Source organism: Polynucleobacter sp. JS-Safj-400b-B2 (genome assembly GCF_018881975.1).
Lineage (GTDB): Bacteria > Pseudomonadota > Gammaproteobacteria > Burkholderiales > Burkholderiaceae > Polynucleobacter.
In genome coordinates this window covers 87,958-107,114 of record NZ_JACVPJ010000009.1, presented here as the reverse complement: position 1 = coordinate 107,114, position 19,157 = coordinate 87,958, and the positions used below count along the sequence as shown (strand labels likewise).

General features: G+C 44.7%; 20 protein-coding genes. 12 read left to right on the top strand and 8 right to left on the bottom strand.

Translation table 11 applies throughout. The features are described 5' to 3' along the window. From ICN48_RS10440 to ICN48_RS10425, 4 genes are all read left to right on the top strand, one after another. Positions 1-214: hypothetical protein (locus tag ICN48_RS10440; protein ID WP_216153623.1), on the top strand; the 214-nt coding region annotated here is incomplete at its 5' end. 446 nt (positions 215-660) lie between these two features. Then, a complete protein-coding gene (locus tag ICN48_RS10435; protein ID WP_216153622.1) occupies positions 661-1,971 on the top strand; it encodes a hypothetical protein in 1,311 nt (436 codons plus the stop codon). 11 nt (positions 1,972-1,982) lie between these two features. Continuing rightward, positions 1,983-3,449 (top strand): tetratricopeptide repeat protein, encoded by a 1,467-nt coding sequence (locus ICN48_RS10430; RefSeq protein WP_216153621.1) that lies wholly within the window; start codon positions 1,983-1,985, stop codon positions 3,447-3,449. A gap of 23 nt (positions 3,450-3,472) precedes the next feature. Then, the gene (locus ICN48_RS10425) at positions 3,473-4,111 is read left to right on the top strand and encodes a hypothetical protein (RefSeq protein WP_216153620.1); all 639 of its coding nucleotides are present in this window, start codon (positions 3,473-3,475) and stop codon (positions 4,109-4,111) included. 15 nt (positions 4,112-4,126) lie between these two features. Here the strand turns inward: ICN48_RS10425 and ICN48_RS10420 are convergent, their stop codons facing one another. Both ICN48_RS10420 and ICN48_RS10415 read right to left on the bottom strand, forming a co-directional pair. Next, positions 4,127-5,227, bottom strand: a complete 1,101-nt coding sequence (locus ICN48_RS10420) for a hypothetical protein (RefSeq protein ID WP_216153619.1) — start codon at positions 5,225-5,227, stop codon at positions 4,127-4,129. A 67-nt stretch (positions 5,228-5,294) separates the two neighbouring features. Continuing rightward, a complete protein-coding gene (locus ICN48_RS10415; RefSeq protein ID WP_216153618.1) occupies positions 5,295-6,014 on the bottom strand; it encodes a response regulator transcription factor in 720 nt (239 codons plus the stop codon). 478 nt (positions 6,015-6,492) lie between these two features. Here ICN48_RS10415 and ICN48_RS10410 point away from each other — a divergent pair, with 478 nt between their 5' ends. From ICN48_RS10410 to ICN48_RS14035, 3 genes are all read left to right on the top strand, one after another. Continuing rightward, on the top strand, positions 6,493-6,945 hold the full coding sequence (locus ICN48_RS10410) for an ABC transporter substrate-binding protein (protein ID WP_216153617.1): 453 nt from the start codon (positions 6,493-6,495) through the stop codon (positions 6,943-6,945). Continuing rightward, positions 6,942-7,991, top strand: a complete 1,050-nt coding sequence (locus tag ICN48_RS10405; RefSeq protein WP_216153616.1) for a diguanylate cyclase domain-containing protein — start codon at positions 6,942-6,944, stop codon at positions 7,989-7,991. Before ICN48_RS10410 ends, ICN48_RS10405 begins: the two co-directional genes overlap by 4 nt. 109 nt (positions 7,992-8,100) lie before the next feature. Then, the gene (locus tag ICN48_RS14035; RefSeq protein ID WP_216153615.1) at positions 8,101-9,432 is read left to right on the top strand and encodes an ATP-dependent RecD-like DNA helicase; all 1,332 of its coding nucleotides are present in this window, start codon (positions 8,101-8,103) and stop codon (positions 9,430-9,432) included. Positions 9,433-9,436: 4 nt separating this feature from the next. Here the strand turns inward: ICN48_RS14035 and ICN48_RS10395 are convergent, their stop codons facing one another. The 4 genes from ICN48_RS10395 to ICN48_RS10380 all read right to left on the bottom strand — a co-directional run bounded on the left by ICN48_RS10395 (position 9,437) and on the right by ICN48_RS10380 (position 13,139). Continuing rightward, positions 9,437-9,787 carry a BrnA antitoxin family protein gene (locus ICN48_RS10395; RefSeq protein WP_255539539.1) on the bottom strand — a complete coding sequence of 117 codons (351 nt, stop codon included), beginning with the start codon at positions 9,785-9,787 and terminating at the stop codon, positions 9,437-9,439. 54 nt (positions 9,788-9,841) lie between these two features. Continuing rightward, positions 9,842-10,135: an ADP-ribosyl-(dinitrogen reductase) hydrolase gene (locus tag ICN48_RS10390; protein ID WP_216153614.1), complete on the bottom strand. Its 294-nt coding sequence runs from the start codon at positions 10,133-10,135 to the stop codon at positions 9,842-9,844. A gap of 403 nt (positions 10,136-10,538) precedes the next feature. Further along, positions 10,539-12,128 (bottom strand): gamma-glutamyltransferase family protein, encoded by a 1,590-nt coding sequence (locus ICN48_RS10385; RefSeq protein WP_216153613.1) that lies wholly within the window; start codon positions 12,126-12,128, stop codon positions 10,539-10,541. 39 nt (positions 12,129-12,167) lie between these two features. Further along, positions 12,168-13,139: a tripartite tricarboxylate transporter substrate binding protein gene (locus ICN48_RS10380; protein ID WP_216153612.1), complete on the bottom strand. Its 972-nt coding sequence runs from the start codon at positions 13,137-13,139 to the stop codon at positions 12,168-12,170. Between the two features lie 88 nt (positions 13,140-13,227). Between ICN48_RS10380 and ICN48_RS10375 the strand changes: the two genes are divergently transcribed. From ICN48_RS10375 to ICN48_RS10365, 3 genes are all read left to right on the top strand, one after another. After that, a complete protein-coding gene (locus tag ICN48_RS10375) occupies positions 13,228-14,568 on the top strand; it encodes an aspartate aminotransferase family protein (RefSeq protein WP_370624208.1) in 1,341 nt (446 codons plus the stop codon). A 63-nt stretch (positions 14,569-14,631) separates the two neighbouring features. Continuing rightward, entirely contained in the window at positions 14,632-14,910 is a 279-nt protein-coding gene (locus ICN48_RS10370; RefSeq protein ID WP_216153610.1) for a type II toxin-antitoxin system RelE/ParE family toxin, read from the top strand. Between the two features lie 8 nt (positions 14,911-14,918). Next, entirely contained in the window at positions 14,919-15,233 is a 315-nt protein-coding gene (locus ICN48_RS10365; protein ID WP_216153609.1) for a HigA family addiction module antitoxin, read from the top strand. Positions 15,234-15,248: 15 nt separating this feature from the next. Here the strand turns inward: ICN48_RS10365 and ICN48_RS10360 are convergent, their stop codons facing one another. Together ICN48_RS10360 and ICN48_RS10355 are read right to left on the bottom strand one after the other, a co-directional pair. Further along, positions 15,249-15,977, bottom strand: a complete 729-nt coding sequence (locus ICN48_RS10360) for an LrgB family protein (RefSeq protein WP_216153608.1) — start codon at positions 15,975-15,977, stop codon at positions 15,249-15,251. After that, entirely contained in the window at positions 15,970-16,317 is a 348-nt protein-coding gene (locus ICN48_RS10355; protein WP_216153607.1) for a CidA/LrgA family protein, read from the bottom strand. Before ICN48_RS10355 ends, ICN48_RS10360 begins: the two co-directional genes overlap by 8 nt. Positions 16,318-16,456: 139 nt before the next feature. Between ICN48_RS10355 and ICN48_RS10350 the strand changes: the two genes are divergently transcribed. Together ICN48_RS10350 and ICN48_RS10345 are read left to right on the top strand one after the other, a co-directional pair. After that, positions 16,457-16,906, top strand: coding sequence for a (2Fe-2S)-binding protein (locus ICN48_RS10350; protein WP_216153606.1), 450 nt, complete (start codon positions 16,457-16,459; stop codon positions 16,904-16,906). 10 nt (positions 16,907-16,916) lie between these two features. Continuing rightward, on the top strand, positions 16,917-19,133 hold the full coding sequence (locus ICN48_RS10345) for a molybdopterin cofactor-binding domain-containing protein (RefSeq protein WP_216153605.1): 2,217 nt from the start codon (positions 16,917-16,919) through the stop codon (positions 19,131-19,133). Positions 19,134-19,157 lie beyond the last annotated feature (24 nt).

Genomic DNA, 19,157 nt, shown 5'->3' with positions numbered 1-19,157 from the left:
CCTAGGCGATAGCAAAGTATTTGGTACTGCAGAGCAAATGCCAGCCCCTAAAGATGTGCCGCTCTGGCGTCATATTTGGGATACGCAAGGCTACGGCAAGCTTCATACCAGCGGTCCAGTAGTAGAGACTGTACAAGCAAGACTGAGTGCACGTGCCGATGCAATGAATGCCGATGCAGGTCAAGTAAAAGCAGGATCTTTAATCGCTGCTTAATTGCTGCTGAAGTAAGTTTGAGCAGTACCAGTGTTCAAGTGAGGTAAAGCAGGGGGGTCTTCGGGCCCCTTTTGCTTTATTTGTGCTTGATTGATGGTAATCGGCGCGCATATTTCTAAAAAATTGCCATACTTATTAAGATATGCGAAGCAATTTTATAAAGAAATAGGTAGCCTGATTTTTTCTGAGAGGCCTACTCAACAGTTTCATTAACAATGTACTTGGGCACTAGATCTGCCCAGCAACGCATCATCACTATGTTAATAATCCACAGCATTTTAATTGTGAGGATGGGCTCAAAGATTCCAAAGTTGGACATTCATTTTGTCCCTCAGTTATTGGTCTAACGCGGTTAAAATTAGATTTTTTACGATATTATTGACCTCAATAATCTAACTTCCTTATCTCATCTTATCTCACCAATATTAGGGTATTGAGCAAAAGCCATGGCGACCAAAAAAAATCCACCAAAAACTGGCACTAAAGCACCTCAAGCTGCAAGTCGCGCGGGAGTGAGCAATAAAAATCGTGCCGTAGTGCAAAAAGCCGCTATTGGGCCTTCTGTGGCGCGCCAAGTTGATGCTGCGCCTGACAATAAAACTACTGATTCTACTGAAAATGCTGCTGCTAAAGCTCCATCAAAAGTTCCTACTGCGAAGTCTCCGGAATTAAAAAAAGGACCTAAAGAGAGCAATAAAGCCAATGAGGCGATCAACGTTAAAGCCAATGACAAAATGAATGGTAAGGTGAATGGCAAAACTAACGGCAAGTCAAACGGTAAGAGCAATGATAAGGATGATGATCACTCATTGCTTGAGAGTTCTGCTGGCCCTATTCCTAAAGCAGAAACTGGCCTTGAAAAAGATCTCGTTAAAAAACCAGCGGGCTCTTTAAAGTCGCCTTTGCGAATTTTCCAAATCTATAACGAGCCGTGGCAACGTGACTTACTCGATGCTAATTTTTCACCTCTCGATAATAGTAAAAATACCTCTGAGCTGATGGACTTTGCAGTCTTTGAACAACTCATGAATACGGAGTATGTTAAAGATGCGCAATTGTGGGGTACATTGTCCTGGCGCTTTGCTGAGCTTACTGGTATGGGTGGTGCTGATTGGGTGAAAAGTATTCAAGCGCACCCTGGCAATGATGTGTATTTCTGTAATCCTTATCCACAGATTGAAGCCCTGTATCACAATAGTTGGCTTCAAGGTGAGACTGCTCACCCACAGTTTTTTGCGCTCTCACAAGCGGTATTTCAGGTAACGGGTTTGCCGGTTGATGAGCTGACGAGCTTAAGTTCTTCTGAGCAATTTTCTGCCACGAACTTCTTAGTTGCAACCCCTAAATTCTGGGCAGCGTATTTGCCATGGGTACGTGATATTTTGTCGCTAGCGAATAAAAAATTACCGCCTAAGGTACGTGACTTGATGCACTCCCCAATGGCAGATAAGCAGGGCATTCATAATGGGGCTACTTACGTGCCTTTCATCGTTGAACGCCTTTTTCCAGTCTTTATGAAAACGGCCGGTAAATCAATGAAGTCTTACAAGATAGCCTTGCCTGAGCGTGAGCGTGAGCTCAATGTGCATTTGAAGCTATTGCGCGAGATGAAGGATGTTGCCCATCGAACCAAGTCGGCTTGGCTTGGCGTATGTTGGGTCAATTACCGTAATCTTTACCTGACGCAGATCAATGGCAAGGAGTGGGCTAAAACCTATTTACGCACCATTACACCAACCGATATTAAGTTTTCTTAATCTGAATTCCGGTGGCTAAGCTAGGGGACATTAGTAATGTATTAGCTCACGCCGATCATGCGCGTGATACTAAGCAGTGGGCTTTAGCGATTCACTTGTACTCGGAGTTACTCCAAAGCCATCCCCAATCTGCCGAGCTTGCTCATAACTTGGGTCTGTGCCATTTTGGGATGGGCAATACCGCTTTAGCGGTAGTAGCCTGTCAGAAGGCAATCCATCTCAAGCCACGCCTATGGCAAAGCCTGATGATTCTGGCCAAGAGCTATCAAGCTCTAGGTCAAATAGTGCAAGCGCAACATGCTTTTCAGAAAGTATTAAAAATTGATGCGAGTAACGCTCAGGCGCGCTTAGGTCTGGCCAATATCACTTTAAATGAGTATGGCGACCCCTTAGCAGCCATTGCGCTGGTTGAGCCTCTTAAAGGTGATGCTGAATACAGTATGGACGCACAACTCACTTCACTCATGGCGCGTCTTTACGAGCGGCCCCACTGGAATACACTTCAATCAGCACAGCAGTTAAGTGACGAGATACAAACTTTTTCTGCTCAGCACCTGCGATTACCCAGTTTGCAATTACCAGCTTTAGTGGATCGCACACCAGCCTACGCTAAAGCGTCTTATCGTCCCAGAGTAGGATTGCTATCGCCCCAGTTTGGGATTTCTCCAGTCTATTTTTTAACGATCGCAGGTTGGCACAAAATAGCACCGCAGTGCGATATTGTGATCTTTAATCGCGGCCATCAAAATGATGTAGCAACAGCTGAATTTAAATCTCTTGCAAGTGAGTGGGTTGATGTTGCGCATTGGGGCGCAAGCGATTTAGCGAAGAGAATTCATGAAGCCGATTTAGACGTTCTTTATGATCTAGGCGGCTGGATGGACCCGATTGCACTGCAAGCTTTATCAGTTAAGCCGGCCCGCCAACAATTTAAGTGGGTAGGAGGTCAGAGTGCCACTACCGGTTTAGAGAGTTTTGATGGCTGGATTGGGGATCAGTGGCAGTCTCCAGCAAAGCTGCAAAGTCTGTACAGAGAACCATTGATACAGATTCCTGAGGGTTATGCTACATATACGCCGCCTTCATACTTACCCAAGCCTGCCAGCAAAAAATCCAAAACACCTTGCGTTTTTTCTAACCCAGCTAAGGTATCAAAACCTTTTCTACAAGAGTTGGCCAAGATGCCCGGCAAAAAAGTATTTATCCATCGTCAGTATCGCTACCCTCAGGTACAAGAGCGTATTAATGCGGTACTGGGGGAGCAAGTCGAGTTTGTGATTCCCAAGACGCACGAGGAGGCTTTACAAGAGCTCAATCGCCATGCGACGATGATTGATACCTTTCCGTATAGCAGTGGCTTAACAGCCCGTGAAGCGCTGTTCATGGGTACCAAGATACAAGTTCTACACTCTGGTCATTTATTTTGCGAAAGACACACGGTTTCTATTGCTGCATTAAATACAAAAATAAGTAAATGAGTGATTGAGGAAATGATTTAACTATGCAAATCAAATATATCTCTTCATCTGAACTGCAAGACTTTGAGAATCACCCATTGGTAGTTGAGGGCGCCTTAGTGGTGATGCCCTTTATCAATGCCAGCCAAGCCCAACAAGCCTGCGAATTGATGTCCAGTAGGGCAGCCGCAAAGGGCTTCATATTGGCCGTTCATGACGATGGCAAACTGGGATTTATCGCGATTGTGAATACGGTATTTAAGCAAAGCAAAAGCCCTTATTTTGGTTATGTAGCTCAAGATGCTTTCGCAGGTCGTCAGTGGCTCAAACTAGCTATTGAAGCACTAGGTGAAACTAAATCTTTTTTAGGATTTAACGACGGCAAGTGGGCGGGCGCATTAGCAGGTTTTGGTTTGGCTAAACGAGTTTGGGCACAAAACAATTATGCAGGAAATTTTTTCCACCCAGGCTATCAACGTCACTTCGCTGATGCAGAGCTTACGCTATTAGCATTGCAAGCTGGCCTCTATGCGTATGATGCCAACAGTGTTTTGGTTGAAGTCGATTGGGATAAAGATAGCACTAGCGTTCATCCCACGGATCGCGCTCTATTTGCGCAACGTAAGTCAGCCCGATTTGATGGCAGGATTAGCTCGCAGCCGCTATTAGATTTATTTTCTTAAGTTAAGGCGGAGGAATTATTTCCGCACTTCTTTGTTATCGCTTCCTACAAAAACCTGGTAGATATTTTTAAAGCCACCCACACCAAAACGAACTTTACCTAGACTGGACTGGAGGTTGATGGTGCTTTCTTCCGGTGCTTGCGCTAGGGCTTTGAGCGCTTCGTCTGCAATCAAAAAACCTGCTTGATAGCCGTTGGCTTTCTTTTGCCAGTCTTCTGCTTGTTTGAGTGTGAAGGTTTGTTGATCAATGGTGAGCTGATGATCAATCTTTTGTTTAAAAGTGGCTTCATCCTCACTTTTATAAAAGATTAAAAAGACAATCTTCTTGCTCTTGTCTGTATTGCTTACTTGCAAGAGCCCTAAGATGCTAGAGGGATTGCCGCTGAGGGTGGGGGGATTATTGACTGCCACTAACTGGCTGTTGGCGGTAGCTTCTAGTCGCCAACGTGGGTAAGGGGATTGTCCTGTGTTATCTACCTTGAGTAACTTTGCTTGGGCAAGGGATAAGACACTCATCTTTTCACTGGTAGTCACCTGAGCGTAATCCAGTAGATGGCGATCTACCCCCATGACATCCAGATATGCAGCTAGCGTAGCGCTAATTTTTTGCGCTTCATCCTCACTGAGCGCTTTATCTTTACCTCTAAATTGGTGGATGCCGTATTTACTACCTTCAGGGAGGCTTCGTGATACACCACCTACAAACGCATATGCGCAAGAGGATAGGCAATTGGGTGGACTGTAATCAGTTGAGCCTATCGTCGTATTCAATCCCGCTTCACGAATGTGCTGACCCATTCGCATGGCGCTGACTACGTTACCGCCAGGACTTGAAAGTACTACCCAAGAGCCCTGAGGAAAGTCCTTGGCAATTGCTTTAAATTGTTCAGGCGTTTGTTGATCGATTTGTCCAACAGCTAAGATCACCGTTTGACATTTTGGTTTAGCTGGAATAACGCAACGCTCTTGTTTTTCAAAAGTCATTGCAACAGAAATGTTAGTGAATGCCAGAAAGAAGATGCCGCATTGCAAAGCAATTAGCAAAATCGATTTGCCAAATTGCTCAAACTGAGCAATCATCTTTTGAGAAGGGTATCGCTGAGTTTGTTTGTGCATCAATTTAAGAAGAAGCTAAATTGAAGAGTCCGCACAAAGAGTTAGGCAATGGCGGGTGATGCATTGCTTAGATATCAGAAGCGCGGCGTCTTGGGTGAGCTTCAGGGTTCTCGGTTTTTTGATGTTTGCCACAGAACACGTAAAGCTCTAAGCGGTTGCGCAGATCAAGCTTGCTGTAGATTGAGGCTAAGTGATTGCGTAAGGTGTGCTCACTGATATTGAGTGTACTTGCAATCTCTTTAAGTGTTTTTTCAGCATACATTTGAATAGCGCGCGTCACTTTTTCTTCTTTAGTAGAAAGGCTGGCTAATTTCTTTTGCTCATTACTTAATGCTTTTGGCGCATTCGCTTGTGCAATTTGCATCAGGATGCGAGAAGTGGCATTGCGGTTAATCCACAATTCACCTAAATGGATTTTCTCAATCGCTTTTAATAGAGTGTCAGTGGATTCAGTTTTGGTAATGACGCCACGCGCACCTTTTACTACCGCTTGATCATGAATGCTGGTGTTCTTGGTGCCAGTGTAGATAATGATTTTGGATTTTGTTTTTTCTAGCAAGATGGAGATTAAGCCAAGACCATCTTCGCCATCTAATTCAGGCTCTAAAACAATGATATCTGGGTTGTGGGCAATTGCATGTTCTACTGCTTCTTTGCCATTGGTAACGGTGGCGCAGACATGAAATGACTTTACAGTTGAGATGAGGTGTTTCATACCCCATAAGGCGATCTGTTGAGGATCAACAATCTGTATTTTGATTTTGGTTTCTTTTTTATCGTTGTTCATAATCAGTGCGTAGTGTATATGTTTTTTATTACCTATTAATAAGGTTTGCACCATTTTTATGCACCAAACTTAATCAATATAGTAGATAAATACTAGTAAATTGAGGGTGGCAAATCAGGTATTACCCTAGCTAAATAATGGGATGATTTATGACCCCTGTTTTTGACGAGATAATGCTGTGTTGACGAACACTTTTTCTAAAAACTACAGTACTTTTAGCTGATAATATGAAATCACAACAGTATTTATCTACCAATATAAAGTCAGAAGCTGTAAAGTAAACTCGCTTTGCTTATATTCAGACCGGATTGTTGCTATCAATTGTTTAACTTGCTAAGACCCCAATACCCCAATACCCCAATACCCCAATACCCCAATACCCCCTTTTTTTCTGCTAATCCGTATTCTAAAAAGCTTTCTTTTGCTCTTGGCTGGCATATTCATTTTTGCCCAGCCCGCATTCGCCTTGGAAAAAGTGGTGTTGCAGCTCAAGTGGAATCACGGCTATCAGTTTGTAGGTTATTACGCCGCCAAAGAAATGGGCTATTACAAAGCAGCCGGATTGGATGTGGATATTCGAGCGCTTCAACCCGGGCAAGATGTGGTTGCAGAGGTCTTATCGGGTAAGGCCAACTATGGCTCTGGTACCAGTGGTTTATTGCTGGCAAGACAAGATGGCGCTCCAGTAGTGGTACTGGCCACCATTTTTCAGCATTCACCCTATGTGATTATTGCCAAACGATTTAAAGAGAACCAAAGTATTCACGATTTAAGTCAAAAGCCTATCTTATTAAGAAGACTCTCTGATGAGTTGCAGGTGTATTTGAGGAGTGAAAGAGTGGATTTAAAAAACATGACGGCCTTTTCTCCAGGCATGGATACGGTAGAAAGCTCATCAATGGCTCAGTACTCGCTATATCAGGATACGTGAGCAATGAGCCTTACCAATTGTCTAAGGCAGGGTTTGTTTACGATATCTACAGTCCTCGCTCTGCTGGCATTGATATGTATGGTGATAATTTATTTACTACCAGCACAAAGATAGAAAAAAATGCGCAAAGAACAGAGCGTTTTCGAGTGGCTACTCTGCAAGGCTGGGAGTTCGCGTTAAAGCATCCAGAGGAGGCTGCAGCCATTGTTCAAAAATACGCCCCTGCAGCAACAGATCAGAAAATTGCATTCGAGCGTTCTAAATTAGATCCTTTAATCAGGGCAGATCTTGTTCCAGTAGGTTTTATGAACTTATCCCGTTGGCAACATACTGCAGAAATCTATAAAGAGTCGGGCGCTTTAAACCCAGATTTTTCTTTAGAAGGTTTTATCTACGACGTTAATCCTAAGAAAAATCTCACTTGGCTGTACAGCGCTTTAACCTTTTCGATCATTGCTGTAGTGTGTATTTTAGGGATAGCTTACTATATTTGGAGGCTGAATCGCCGCCTCCATCATTCACTATCTCAAGTGCAGCATTTGGCAAGCCATGATCCCTTAACTGGATTGCCAAATAGATCATTGCTTACTGATCGATTGCAACGCGCCATTGTGAAGGCCCGTCGCAATAAATCCCTCTTTGCTATTCTCTATATTGATATTGATCATTTCAAGAGTATTAATGATCAATATGGCCATAGCGCAGGTGATGAAGTGCTCAAGGCTGCATCGAATCGGATGATGGTTTGTATACGTGATTCCGATTCTCTAGGTCGCCTTGGCGGTGACGAGTTCGTGGTTCTGTTGGAAGATTTGCAGACACCAGAGGATGCCTTAAGAATTGCCAAAAAAATGCAGTCAGCAATTGCACTTGGTATATCTAGTAATAGTCAATTGATCGCGACAACGATTAGTATCGGCATCTCTATTTTTCCAAATGATGCGGATTCTGAAGAGGATTTATTTAGGCATGCTGATACGGCTATGTATCGATCTAAGACGAGCGGCAAAAACACAATTCATTTTTATAGCGATATTTCCAATTAAGTTAGTAGAAGAGGCTGGGTCTCGAAATCGGTTTTGAAAACATCAGCGCCGAGCATCCCTGACCCTCTTTCATGATATTTACTGAACTCAGGGTATAGTTTGCTTGCTCATGAGTCTTCCTGCCAACCCTAGCTCTTCCGATATTGAAATTACCCCTGATTATCAGGCCGTGATTGAGGCAATTGAGCGCCATGACCCCTATATTTTTGTTAGCGGTAAAGCGGGGACTGGCAAAACCACTCTCATCGGTTATTTACGGGAAACCATCCCCGGCAATGTAGTGGTGGTTGCGCCAACGGGCGTCGCTGCACTTCAGGTGAGAGGAGTCACAATTCACTCCTTCTTTCGATTACCGCCAAGGCTGATATTTCCAGAAGAGGATATTAAGCCACTACGAGATAAGCGGCTCTATAAAGATATACGTCTACTCATCATTGATGAGATCTCGATGGTACGAGCAGATGTAGTGGATGCCATAGATTTGTTCTTACGTGAGAATGGTCCACAAAAAGGTAAAGCTTTTGGCGGTATTCAAGTGATGTTTGTGGGGGACTTATTTCAGCTACCGCCGGTAGTCTCAAACACCGATATGCAAGTTCTATCCGAGCGTGGCTATGAGGGGCCTTACTTCTTTTGCGCCATGGCGCTGCATCGCAAAGATGTCACGATGGTGGAGCTCTCTAAAATATTTCGCCAAAAGGATGAGCATTTTGCTGGTTTACTCAATCAGATTCGTATCAATCAAGATATTGAAGAAGCGCTCGATACCTTAAATGCCGTTTGTTATGAAACCAAAAAAGGAGTTGATGAGCAAACCATCACTCTAACCACAACTAACGCCCGTGCAGACCAAATTAATGGCGCAGGATTAAGAGGGCTTACAACTGACGCCAAGATTTACATGGGCAATAGCACTGGTAAGTTCAATATGGATGAGCGCAATCTGCCGTCACCTAATCACCTGACTCTGAAGGTTGGTGCAAAGGTCATGTTTACAGCAACCGATAGTAATTTTCCTAAGCGCTGGGTGAATGGCACGATCGGGGTAGTGCGTGAGTTGCTACCCAATACTGTCAAAGTCATGGTGCAGAACGGGCCTTACTCAAATACAGTAGAGGTTAAAGGGCATCAGTGGGAATCTTATCGCTATGACCATGACATGATGTCTGGCAAGATCTCGCCAAACATTATTGGCACCTTTGAACAGATCCCATTAATGTTAGCTTGGGCTGTCACCATTCATAAGAGTCAGGGCAAGACTCTCGATAAGATCAAAGTGGATTTATCTTCAGGGGCTTTTGCCTCGGGACAAGTGTATGTGGCCCTCAGCCGCTGCACCTCAATTGAAGGTATCACTCTAGAGCGCCCCATACAGCCTAAGGATGTGAGTTGTGACCAAGAGGTGAAGCGTTTTTATCTGAATTGCTTGCCTTCAAAATAGGACCTTAAGCCGCCTTCTTGATTCTTTTGATTGTATTTAGTTTTGGTTTGGCTGCTTTTTGTTTTTCAAGTGCCTCACTGGCAATCAGCTTAAATTCACCCTCAACAAACCTTTTTAAGGCTTCGCGCATAAGAGGCTGGTAACCCATGTCATATTTTGCGCCTAAAAGCTTATAGGATTCAATCAAGTCTTTTTCTAGACGAATGGAGATCATCTGCAGACCTAGAACATCATCAATTTGAGATCCTAGTTTTTTGTCTACCGCTCTAGCGTGCTTAATATCTCTACCCAAATCACCGCTCTCCCAGGCATCGGCGGTGTTGTGATTTTTTACCTTCTTCATTTTTGCGATCATTACTTTCCTTCCTTGCAAGCTTTACGTTTCGTCAATTCTATGGAAGTGACACTTTTAGTAAGGTATTGATATTGTATTGTATATACGAATTTCTGTTGAATTTGGTGGAAATGCACTTTTTAGATAAATCATTCCGTTATCAAATATAAAAACCACTTTAATTAATATCCCACGATCATTTTCTGAGATAAACCATTCAGTTGGCGGTTCTGTTAGGTGATCTAGCCTATTATCAACAAGGTAGGAGCGTTGCCTATTGATAAAGCATTGCTCAACATCACTGCGGCTTATGCCGTGCTTTAGTTCCAGCTTCCCATGGATCGCTGGGCTAATGACTAGATTTTGCATGCTCTTACCTTAAATATGTATATACATATTTTATCAAACAGGTAAACTTATAAAAAGTGGGAGTATTAATCTCCTCACTAGAAACGCAGGAATTTATTCTAGAAATTCTGCGTAGACTTTTAATAAAATTGAAATGCCATCCAACCATTCCTATTCTCATCAAAAATGAGTTCAATGATAAAGACGAGCAAGTTCACTAAGCAAGCCGACTAAGCAAGCTGACTAAGCAAGTTTATATGCTGAGCATCTAAAACCATTCAATAAGAAGATGAGAGTTGGTTAGCGCAAAACTGCTAAGGCTATCTCTATGGATGGCGTTGATTTACTTCTTCGTGAATTTTTAAATCGAGATGAGGAAGATCTGTATTGGTAAGTTAGTTGCCGAAGAATTCAATTCTCAGCCTTAAAACCCAGCTGCCAAGCCATCTCGACGATGATCGCTTCCAGCAATATAAGCATTCTGAGTTTCTTCGCCTAATAACGCAATCGCTTGTGCACTACCAAAATCCAGGCTGTTGGCAGGCTGCACAGCCACTTCGTGACCAAGAGCCTTTAACCCCTCTACAACACTAGTGGGCATTGACGCTTCTACAGTCAACTTGCCTAAATCATCAATACGCCAGCGTGGTGCATCTGAGCAAGCCTGCGGATTGAGATATTCATCTACAAAGCGCATCACAAACTGAATATGACCTTGGGGTTGCATATTGCCACCCATGACACCAAATGCCATCGTGGGTTTACTATCCTTGGTAAGGAAAGCAGGAAGAATTGTATGGAAAGGGCGCTTACCTGGAGCAACTTGATTAGGGTGCCCATCTTCCAGTCTAAAACTCATGCCACGATTATGAAAAGCGATGCCACCAGGCGCTACTACGCCAGAACCAAAGCCCTTAAAGTTTGATTGAATATACGAGATCATCATGCCGTTCGTATCCGCGGCGCACAGGTAAACAGTGCCACCAGCATGTGGATCCCCGGCGCCATAGCTGCCCGCTTGATTGTGGTTAATGAGTGCAGCACGGCTAGCTAAATAATCTCTATCTAATAATGTGCTTGTGGACACTTTCATGGTGCCGGCATCCGAGATATGAGCATAAGCATCAGCAAAGGCCATCCGCATCGCTTCGATCTGTAGATGAATCCGCTGCGCAGAATTTGCGGGGTATTGTTTGACATTGGCTGCCTGCAAAATGCCTAATGCAATTTGGGCTGCAATACCTGAGCCATTTGGTGGAATTTCAAGCAGGGTGTGGTCACCATAGTCAAAAGCAAGAGGCTCAACCCATTCCGATTGGTTATCAGCAAAGTCTTGCATGGTGAAGCAACCACCAGTCGCTTGTGCAAAATCCACCATACTCTGAGCAAGTGGACCCTTGTAAAAAGATTCTCCTTCAGTAGCAGCGATTTCTCTCAGAGTTTTAGCTTGGGCTGGGTATTTCCAGATTTGACCTGCCTGAGGCGATTTGCCATCAATCAAAAATGATTCTGCAAACCCCGGTTGATTTTTCAGAATCGGAATAGCTTCACGCCATTGACGAGCGATAACAGGAGAAACTGGAAAGCCATTTTCAGCATAGTCAATTGCACGTGTAAATAATTGAGCGAAAGGTAGCTTGCCAAACTTTCTGGAAAGTTCAATCCAGCCAGCAACCATACCAGGGACAGTGACGGTATTCCAGCCAATAAGATCCATCGCTGATTTACCAGCAAAGTATTCTGGCGTCCAAGCAGCGGGAGCACGACCAGAGGCATTTAGACCATGTATCTTTTTCCCATCCCACAGAATTGCAAAACCATCTCCACCGATGCCATTCATGGTTGGTTCAACTACTGTGAGTGTGATTGCGGTTGCAAGTGCAGCATCTACTGCATTGCCACCATTTTGTAGGGCTTCAATACCAGCTTGAGTGGCAAGCGGTTGAGAGCTTGCCACGGTGTTTCTGGCTAAAACGGGCGCGCGGCCGCCACCAAAAGGAGGGGAAATCAACATAGTATTTTTCTGTTTATTCAATGCTGCTAATGATTGGTATCAGTCAATCTTAATATTCGCTGACTTTACTGCCTTTTCCCATTTGCTGGCTTCACTTGCGGTAATTTCAGACAATTTTTCAGAGTTTGCAAACAGGGGGTGAATACCTTGGGCTGCCATACGGGCTTTGAAATCCGGATTTGTGAGAATTTTACGGATTTCTCTTTCTAATTTTGCAATGATCACTGGTGATGTTCCTTTGGGAACATAAACCGCATAGAAGTTTTCCACATCAAACTGTTTCATACCATCCTGTCCGAGAGTCGGAACATTGGGCATTAAAGGAGAGCGCTCCGCAGCAGCGATAGCAATGGGGCGTAGCTTCCCACTTTGGATATGGGGGAGTGATGCAGTCACGCTATCAAACATCATGAGGGTGTTGCCTGCAATCAAGTCCGGTAAAGCAAAGCTGCTGCCTTTATAAGGGATGTGCGTACCGGTTGCGCCAATGCGCTGCATAAATAAAGTGGACTCTAAGTGCGAGAGACTGCCATTACCCTGTGAAGCGTAATTAAAGTCACCCTTTTTAGATTTGATGAAGGCAATAAGTTCGGGAAGATTTTTTGCTGGAACACTTGGGTTCACGACAATTAAGTGAGGAATTGTTCCAATTAATGCCACAGGAACAAAATCTTTCTGCAAGTCAGCCGGTGGATTTTTAAATAAAGCTGAAGAGATCGACTGATTGGTCAATGCGCTAATGTTGATGGTGTAGCCATCGGGAGCCGCTTTAGCAGCAGCTTGTAAGCCAATCATGCCACCAGCACCAGGTTTGTTTTCAACAACAATAGATTGACCTAAGGCTTCAGCTAAAGGGGCAGTGACGCTGCGCGCGAAGATATCGGTAGAACCGCCAGCTGGAAATGAGACGATCGCAACAATCGGTTTTTTAGGCCAATCTGTTTCAGGAGCCGCCAGAGCTGAGTTGCCAAGGGCGGCTGCGCTAAGGAGCAAAGATTTAAGGAGGTTCATTTAAGGATCCGAATGTGAGATGAGTACTATAGTATTAGAAATTCAGAATCTAGTTTGCAAAGGTCAATCAAAGAGATACATGACAACAATGAATAAAACACCAGGCGGAATTGATATGTCGGCCTATTGGCTGCCGTTTACACCTAACCGCTACTTTCAGCACCATCCAAAGATCATGCAGTCAGCTAAAGGAGCTTACTACTTTGATGACCAGGGGCGTAAGTTATTTGATGGCCTATCAGGGCTTTGGTGCTCACCATTGGGGCATGCTGATCCACGTATTGGTGCAGCGATTCAGAAGCAGTTTGAAACCATGGACTATTGCCCAGCGTTTCAGATGGCCAGTGAAACTACTTTTAGCTTAGCCAATCGAATTGCCAAAATGGCGCCAAAGGGTTTAGATAAAGTATTTTTTACAAACTCTGGATCAGAGGCGGTCGATACTGCCTTAAAGATAGCAATCGGTTACCACCGTGTCATGGGTAACGCATCTCGCATCCGGTTAATTGGGCGAGATCGCGCTTATCACGGTGTTGGTATTGCTGGTATCTCGGTGGGCGGCATGGTTGCTAATCGAAAAATGTTTGCTAGCATGATGATTCCTGGGGTGGATCATTTGCCGCACACTCTCAATCTTTCTCAAATGGCTTTTTCAAAAGGGCAGCCAAAGTGGGGCGCGCACTTAGCGGAAGAGTTAGAAAAGATCGTTGCACTTCATGATGCCAATACGATTGCTGCCGTCATCATGGAGCCTGTGCAAGGATCTACCGGAGTGATCGTGCCGCCAGATGGCTATTTACAAAAGATTCGCGAGATTTGTACTAAGCACGGTATCTTGCTGATCTTTGATGAAGTGATTACCGGGTTTGGTCGCTTAGGTGCAAACTTTGGCGCCGATCGTTTTGGAGTTACTCCCGACATGATTACCTTTGCCAAAGGCATAACCAACGGCGTTATTCCAATGGGTGGCGTAATAGTGCGTGGCGATATTTATGACAACATCATTGCTAACGGTGGACAAGAGCAAGCGATTGAATTTTTCCATGGGTACACCTACTCAGGCCATCCGATTCCAGCAGCTGCAGGTCATGCGGTACTGGATATTTTTCAGTCTGATGATTTAGTCAATCGGGCGAAGGCACTTGAGCCGGTTCTGGAGAATGGACTGCATGCCTTAAAAGGTAAGTCAGGCATTTTGGATATACGCAACTTTGGCTTATCAGGCGCTGTAGAGCTTGATCCTGTTCCTGGAAAGCCTGGTCTTCGTGCGATGAAGGTATTGGAAGCCTGTATCGAAAGAGGTGCGTTGGTGAGAGTAGCGGGTGATGCGATCGCCGTGGGCCCACCGTTTATTTCTAAACCTGAAGAAGTGGAATTCCTGTGTAGCGTTTTAGGTGAAGCTATTGATGAGGCGATGAAGATTAATTAGCCGCGCAAATATTAGGTTTTTAATTGGCTTTAATTATTGTATAGCTATGCTATACAATATGGTATGATTAAATCGTTCCGCCATAAAGGATTGCAGCTATTTTTTGAAACTGGAAGCCGTGCAGGTATCCAAAGCTCTCATGCTCCTCGTCTTTCACGACAATTATCCAGATTGAATGAGGCTCGCAATTGGGAGGATGTCAATATTCCTGGCTGGCGATTGCATTCCTTAAGCGGAAAATTGATTGGCCACTTTTCAATTTCTGTTAGTGGAAACTGGAGAATTACTTTTAGGTTTGAAGGCGAAGACGTAGTGTTGGTAAATTATCAGGATTACCATTGATGATAAAAATGAGAAAAATGCACAACCCCCCGCATCCAGGACTCACTTTGCGTGATGACATTCTCCCTGCCTTAGGGATTACTGTTACTGCCGCAGCTGATCAGCTCGGTGTGACTAGAGTCGCTTTATCTCGAGTATTAAATGCTAAAGCAGCAATTTCGCCCGAGATGGCATTGAGAATTGAGGCATGGTTAGGCGTTGAAAATGGTGGCAGTGCAAGTATTTGGCTGGCCCAACAGTCTGCTTATGATTTGTGGAAAGCTAGAAAGACTATTAAACCTAAAGTGAAGCACATACAAATACCGGATTTACTGGCTGCCTAAATATTGGCGACTCACTTAGCGATTAAATAAGTGATAAATCACTGGGATAGCAACGGCGCTCACCACGCCGTTCATCCCCATCGCTAGGCTGGCATAGGTGCCCGCTTCTGGGTGAATGCTAAAAGCACGTGATGTACCAATACCGTGCGCACCGATGCCAATGGCAAAACCTCTTTGCCACCAAGCCTTCATACCTAATGCATTGAGAACAAAAGGCGCCAAAATCGCCCCAAGTATTCCGGTGCTTACCGCAAAGATCGCAGTCAGAGTAGGTGAGACTCCAATGCGTTCAGCGATACCCATGGCGATTGGTGCTGTAACCGATTTGGGATACATGGCACCAGTAATGCTGGAGTCTGCCCCGAGCATGGTGGCAATACCCACGGCGCTCATGATCGAGACTAGGCCGCCGGAACAGAGCGAGGCAATTAAGGGCAAGGAGCGTCCCTTAAGACTGCTTAATCCTCGATAGATGGGGATAGCAAGTGAGACTGTTGCTGAGCCTAGTAAGAAATGAATAAACTGAGCGCCCTCAAAATAGGTTGAGTAGGGCATTTCTATAAATTGAATCGTACATGCCACAATCAGAATAGCTATTGCCACAGGGTTGGCGAGCGGGTTCTGATGACTGGCCTTATAAATACTCAATCCAATTTGATAGGCGGCAAGCGTGATGAACAGAGCAAACAGCGGGCTGCCCGATAAATAGACCCAAATCTCGACGATGGAGTGCTTTTCACCCATGAGATTCTCTCTTGCTTAAAAAGCGTGCAACCAGAGCGCTGGTTGCAATAGTGAGGATGACGCTACCAATTAAAGCGCTAATAATGGCTAGGGCATTGGCCTTGAGTTGAGGCAAGAAAAGCACCACGCCAACTGCCGCTGGCACAAAGAGTAGACCCAGGTATTGACTAAAACCGTCTGCCACCATGGCTAGCTCAGAATTAATCCCTTTGCGCAGGACAAGCCACAGCACCAAGAGAACTAGCCCAATGACTGGACCCGGTAGCGTTGGCAGAAGAAATTTAGAAACAAGTTCGCCAAGACTTTGAAAGATAAGAATTTGTACTAGACCGAAAATCATGCCTTGATCTTACAGCCCGGGATTTATGTTGCATCGCAATATATCAATTCTTGGTTAAGATAAACACACCGAAACCAGGGGTATATCTATATCCCTGAAACAATAAAAGAAGTAATTAAGAAAATACAGGAGAGAATGCATGGCTGAATTGAATGTCAACGGCAAAAAGTACAAGGTAGATGTAGATCCCGAGACCCCATTGCTTTGGGTAATCCGCGAGCAAGTTGGCTTAACTGGCACTAAATACGGTTGTGGTGTTGGTCAATGTGGCGCCTGTACAGTTTTGTTCGAAGGCCAAGCCATTCGTAGCTGTTCAATTCCAGTTGCTGCAGCAGAGGGCAAAAAGATTGAAACGATTGAAAGCCTGGAGAAGAGCGGTCAACTTTCTAAAGTGCAAAAAGCTTGGGTTGACAATCAAGTGCCTCAGTGCGGCTACTGTCAATCAGGCATTGTGATGGCAACCACTGCTTTGCTCAGAAACAATCCAAAGCCCACCGATGCTCAAATCGATGAATCCATTACTAATATCTGCCGCTGTGGCACATTCCAGCAAGTCCGTGCAGCAATTCATGCGGCTAGCAAGGCTTAAGGGGAAAGACATGACTACAAATACAAATACTTCCCGCCGCCACTTTATTATTGGTTCCAGTGCAATTGCAGCTGGCCTAGCGATTGGCTTTGATCTTTCATTTATGTCTGCTGCACATGCAGCTATGGGTACTGGCACAACTGCCATGACTCCATTGGCCACTCCAGAGATTGGTGTGTGGGTTGTGGTTAAGCCAAATGATGATGTTGTTGTACGTATCGTTCGCTCAGAAATGGGCCAAGGAACTATCACTGGTTTGGCTCAGATGGTTGCTGAAGAACTCCAATGCGACTGGAAAAAAGTAAGCTATGAATATCCATCTCCTGCTGAAAGCTTGGCGCGTAAGGCGGCTTGGGGTAGCTATTCCACTGGCGGAAGTCGTGGTATTCGAACTTCTGAGCAATATGTTCGTAAAGGTGGTGCCGCTGCCCGCATGATGCTTGTTCAGGCTGCCGCTAATCAATGGAATGTACCGGCCTCAGAGTGTGTTGCCATGAACAGCGTGATTACACACACACCATCTGGCAAGAAAACGACTTTCGGTAAAGTTTCTGTTGCTGCATCACAGTTAGAAGTGCCAAAAGAAGTTCCACTAAAAGATCCTAAAGAATGGACTCTGATTGGCAAGTCGGTTAATCGTATTGATGGTGTTGCTGATAAGGTAACGGGCCGTCAGGTTTACGCAATTGATTTGAAGATGCCTGGCATGTTAGTTGCAACAATCAAACAGTGCCCGGTATTTGGCGGCAAGGTTAAGACTTACGATTCTGCAAAAGCAATGAATGTTAAGGGCGTTAAGAAGGTAGTGCAAGTAGGTGATAACGCTGTTGCCGTTATTGCTGATACTTTCTGGCATGCTAAAACTGGTCTTGAACAGGTAAACATTACTTGGGATGAGGGAGTAAATGCTACCGTTTCGAGCGCATCTATTAAGAAAAATCTAGAAGAAGGTTTGACAGCAAATGACGCTTTTGTTGGAAGCGCTAATGGTGATGTAAAAGCTGCTTTTGCTAGCGCCTCTAAAACAATGGAGGCAACGTATTTCTATCCATTTTTGAGTCACGCAACCTTGGAGCCACAAACTGCAACTGCAAAGTGGACTCCAGAGATGTGTGAAGCATGGGTTCCAACCCAGGATGGCGAAGCATCATTGGCGGCCTTGATAGCGGCAGCTGGTTTGCCTGCTGAAAAATGTAATGTCTACAAAGTCAACCTTGGTGGAGGCTTTGGTCGTCGTGGCGCCTTTCAGGACTTCACAACTCAGGCGGTAAATATTGCAAAGCAAATGCCGGGTACACCTATCAAGTTGATTTGGACTCGTGAAGAGGATATGACGCATGATCACTATCACCCGGTGATGATGTGCAAGATGTCTGCATCCATTGACGATAAGAAAAATGTGACCGGTTTAAATATGCGTTTATCTGGGCAATCCATTCTGGCTGCAGTTCGTCCAGCAGTGGTGGCTTCGAATAAGGGCAAAGATCCTGCAGCGTTTCAAGGTGTAGACGAGACTGGTGAACACGGCATTACTTATAAATTCCCGAATTTAAATATTGACCATGCTATGCGTAATACTCATGTCCCTCCAGGCTTCTGGCGTGGTGTGAACGTCAATCAAAATGCTATCTTCTTAGAAACATTTATGGATGAGTTAGCAGAAGCTACCGGTAAGGATGCTGTAGAGTTCCGTAGGCAGCATATGCAGGATTACCCACGTGCTGTAGCCGTTCTTAATGCTGTGGCAGATGGCATTGGCTGGACTAAGCCAGCAGCGCCTGGAGTTTTTCGTGGTGTCGCACAGATGCATTCCTATGGAAGCTATGTAGCTGCCGCTTGCGAACTTTCAGTTACAAATGGTACTGACGTGAAAATTCATCGCATCGTAGCAGCAACCGATCCAGGTTATGCGGTGAATCCAGCGCAAATCGAGCGTCAAGTTGCTGGTTCTTTTGTTTATGGCTTATCCGCTTTATTCGAAGAGGAGATCACGATCGAAAAAGGCGCTGTTGTTCAGAAGAACTTTGACACCTTTAACTCGATTCGCCTTTCTCAAATGCCAAAAGTGGAAACTATCATTATTCAAGGTGGCGGCAAAGAGTGGGGCGGTGTTGGTGAGCCAACGATTGCGGTGGCTGCGCCAGCAGTACTGAATGCATTCTATCGGGCAACAGGTAAACGCTTGCGCACTGTGCCATTGAAAAACAGCGGCATCAAGTTGGTTTAATAGTTAGCTCATAGTGAAACTGTA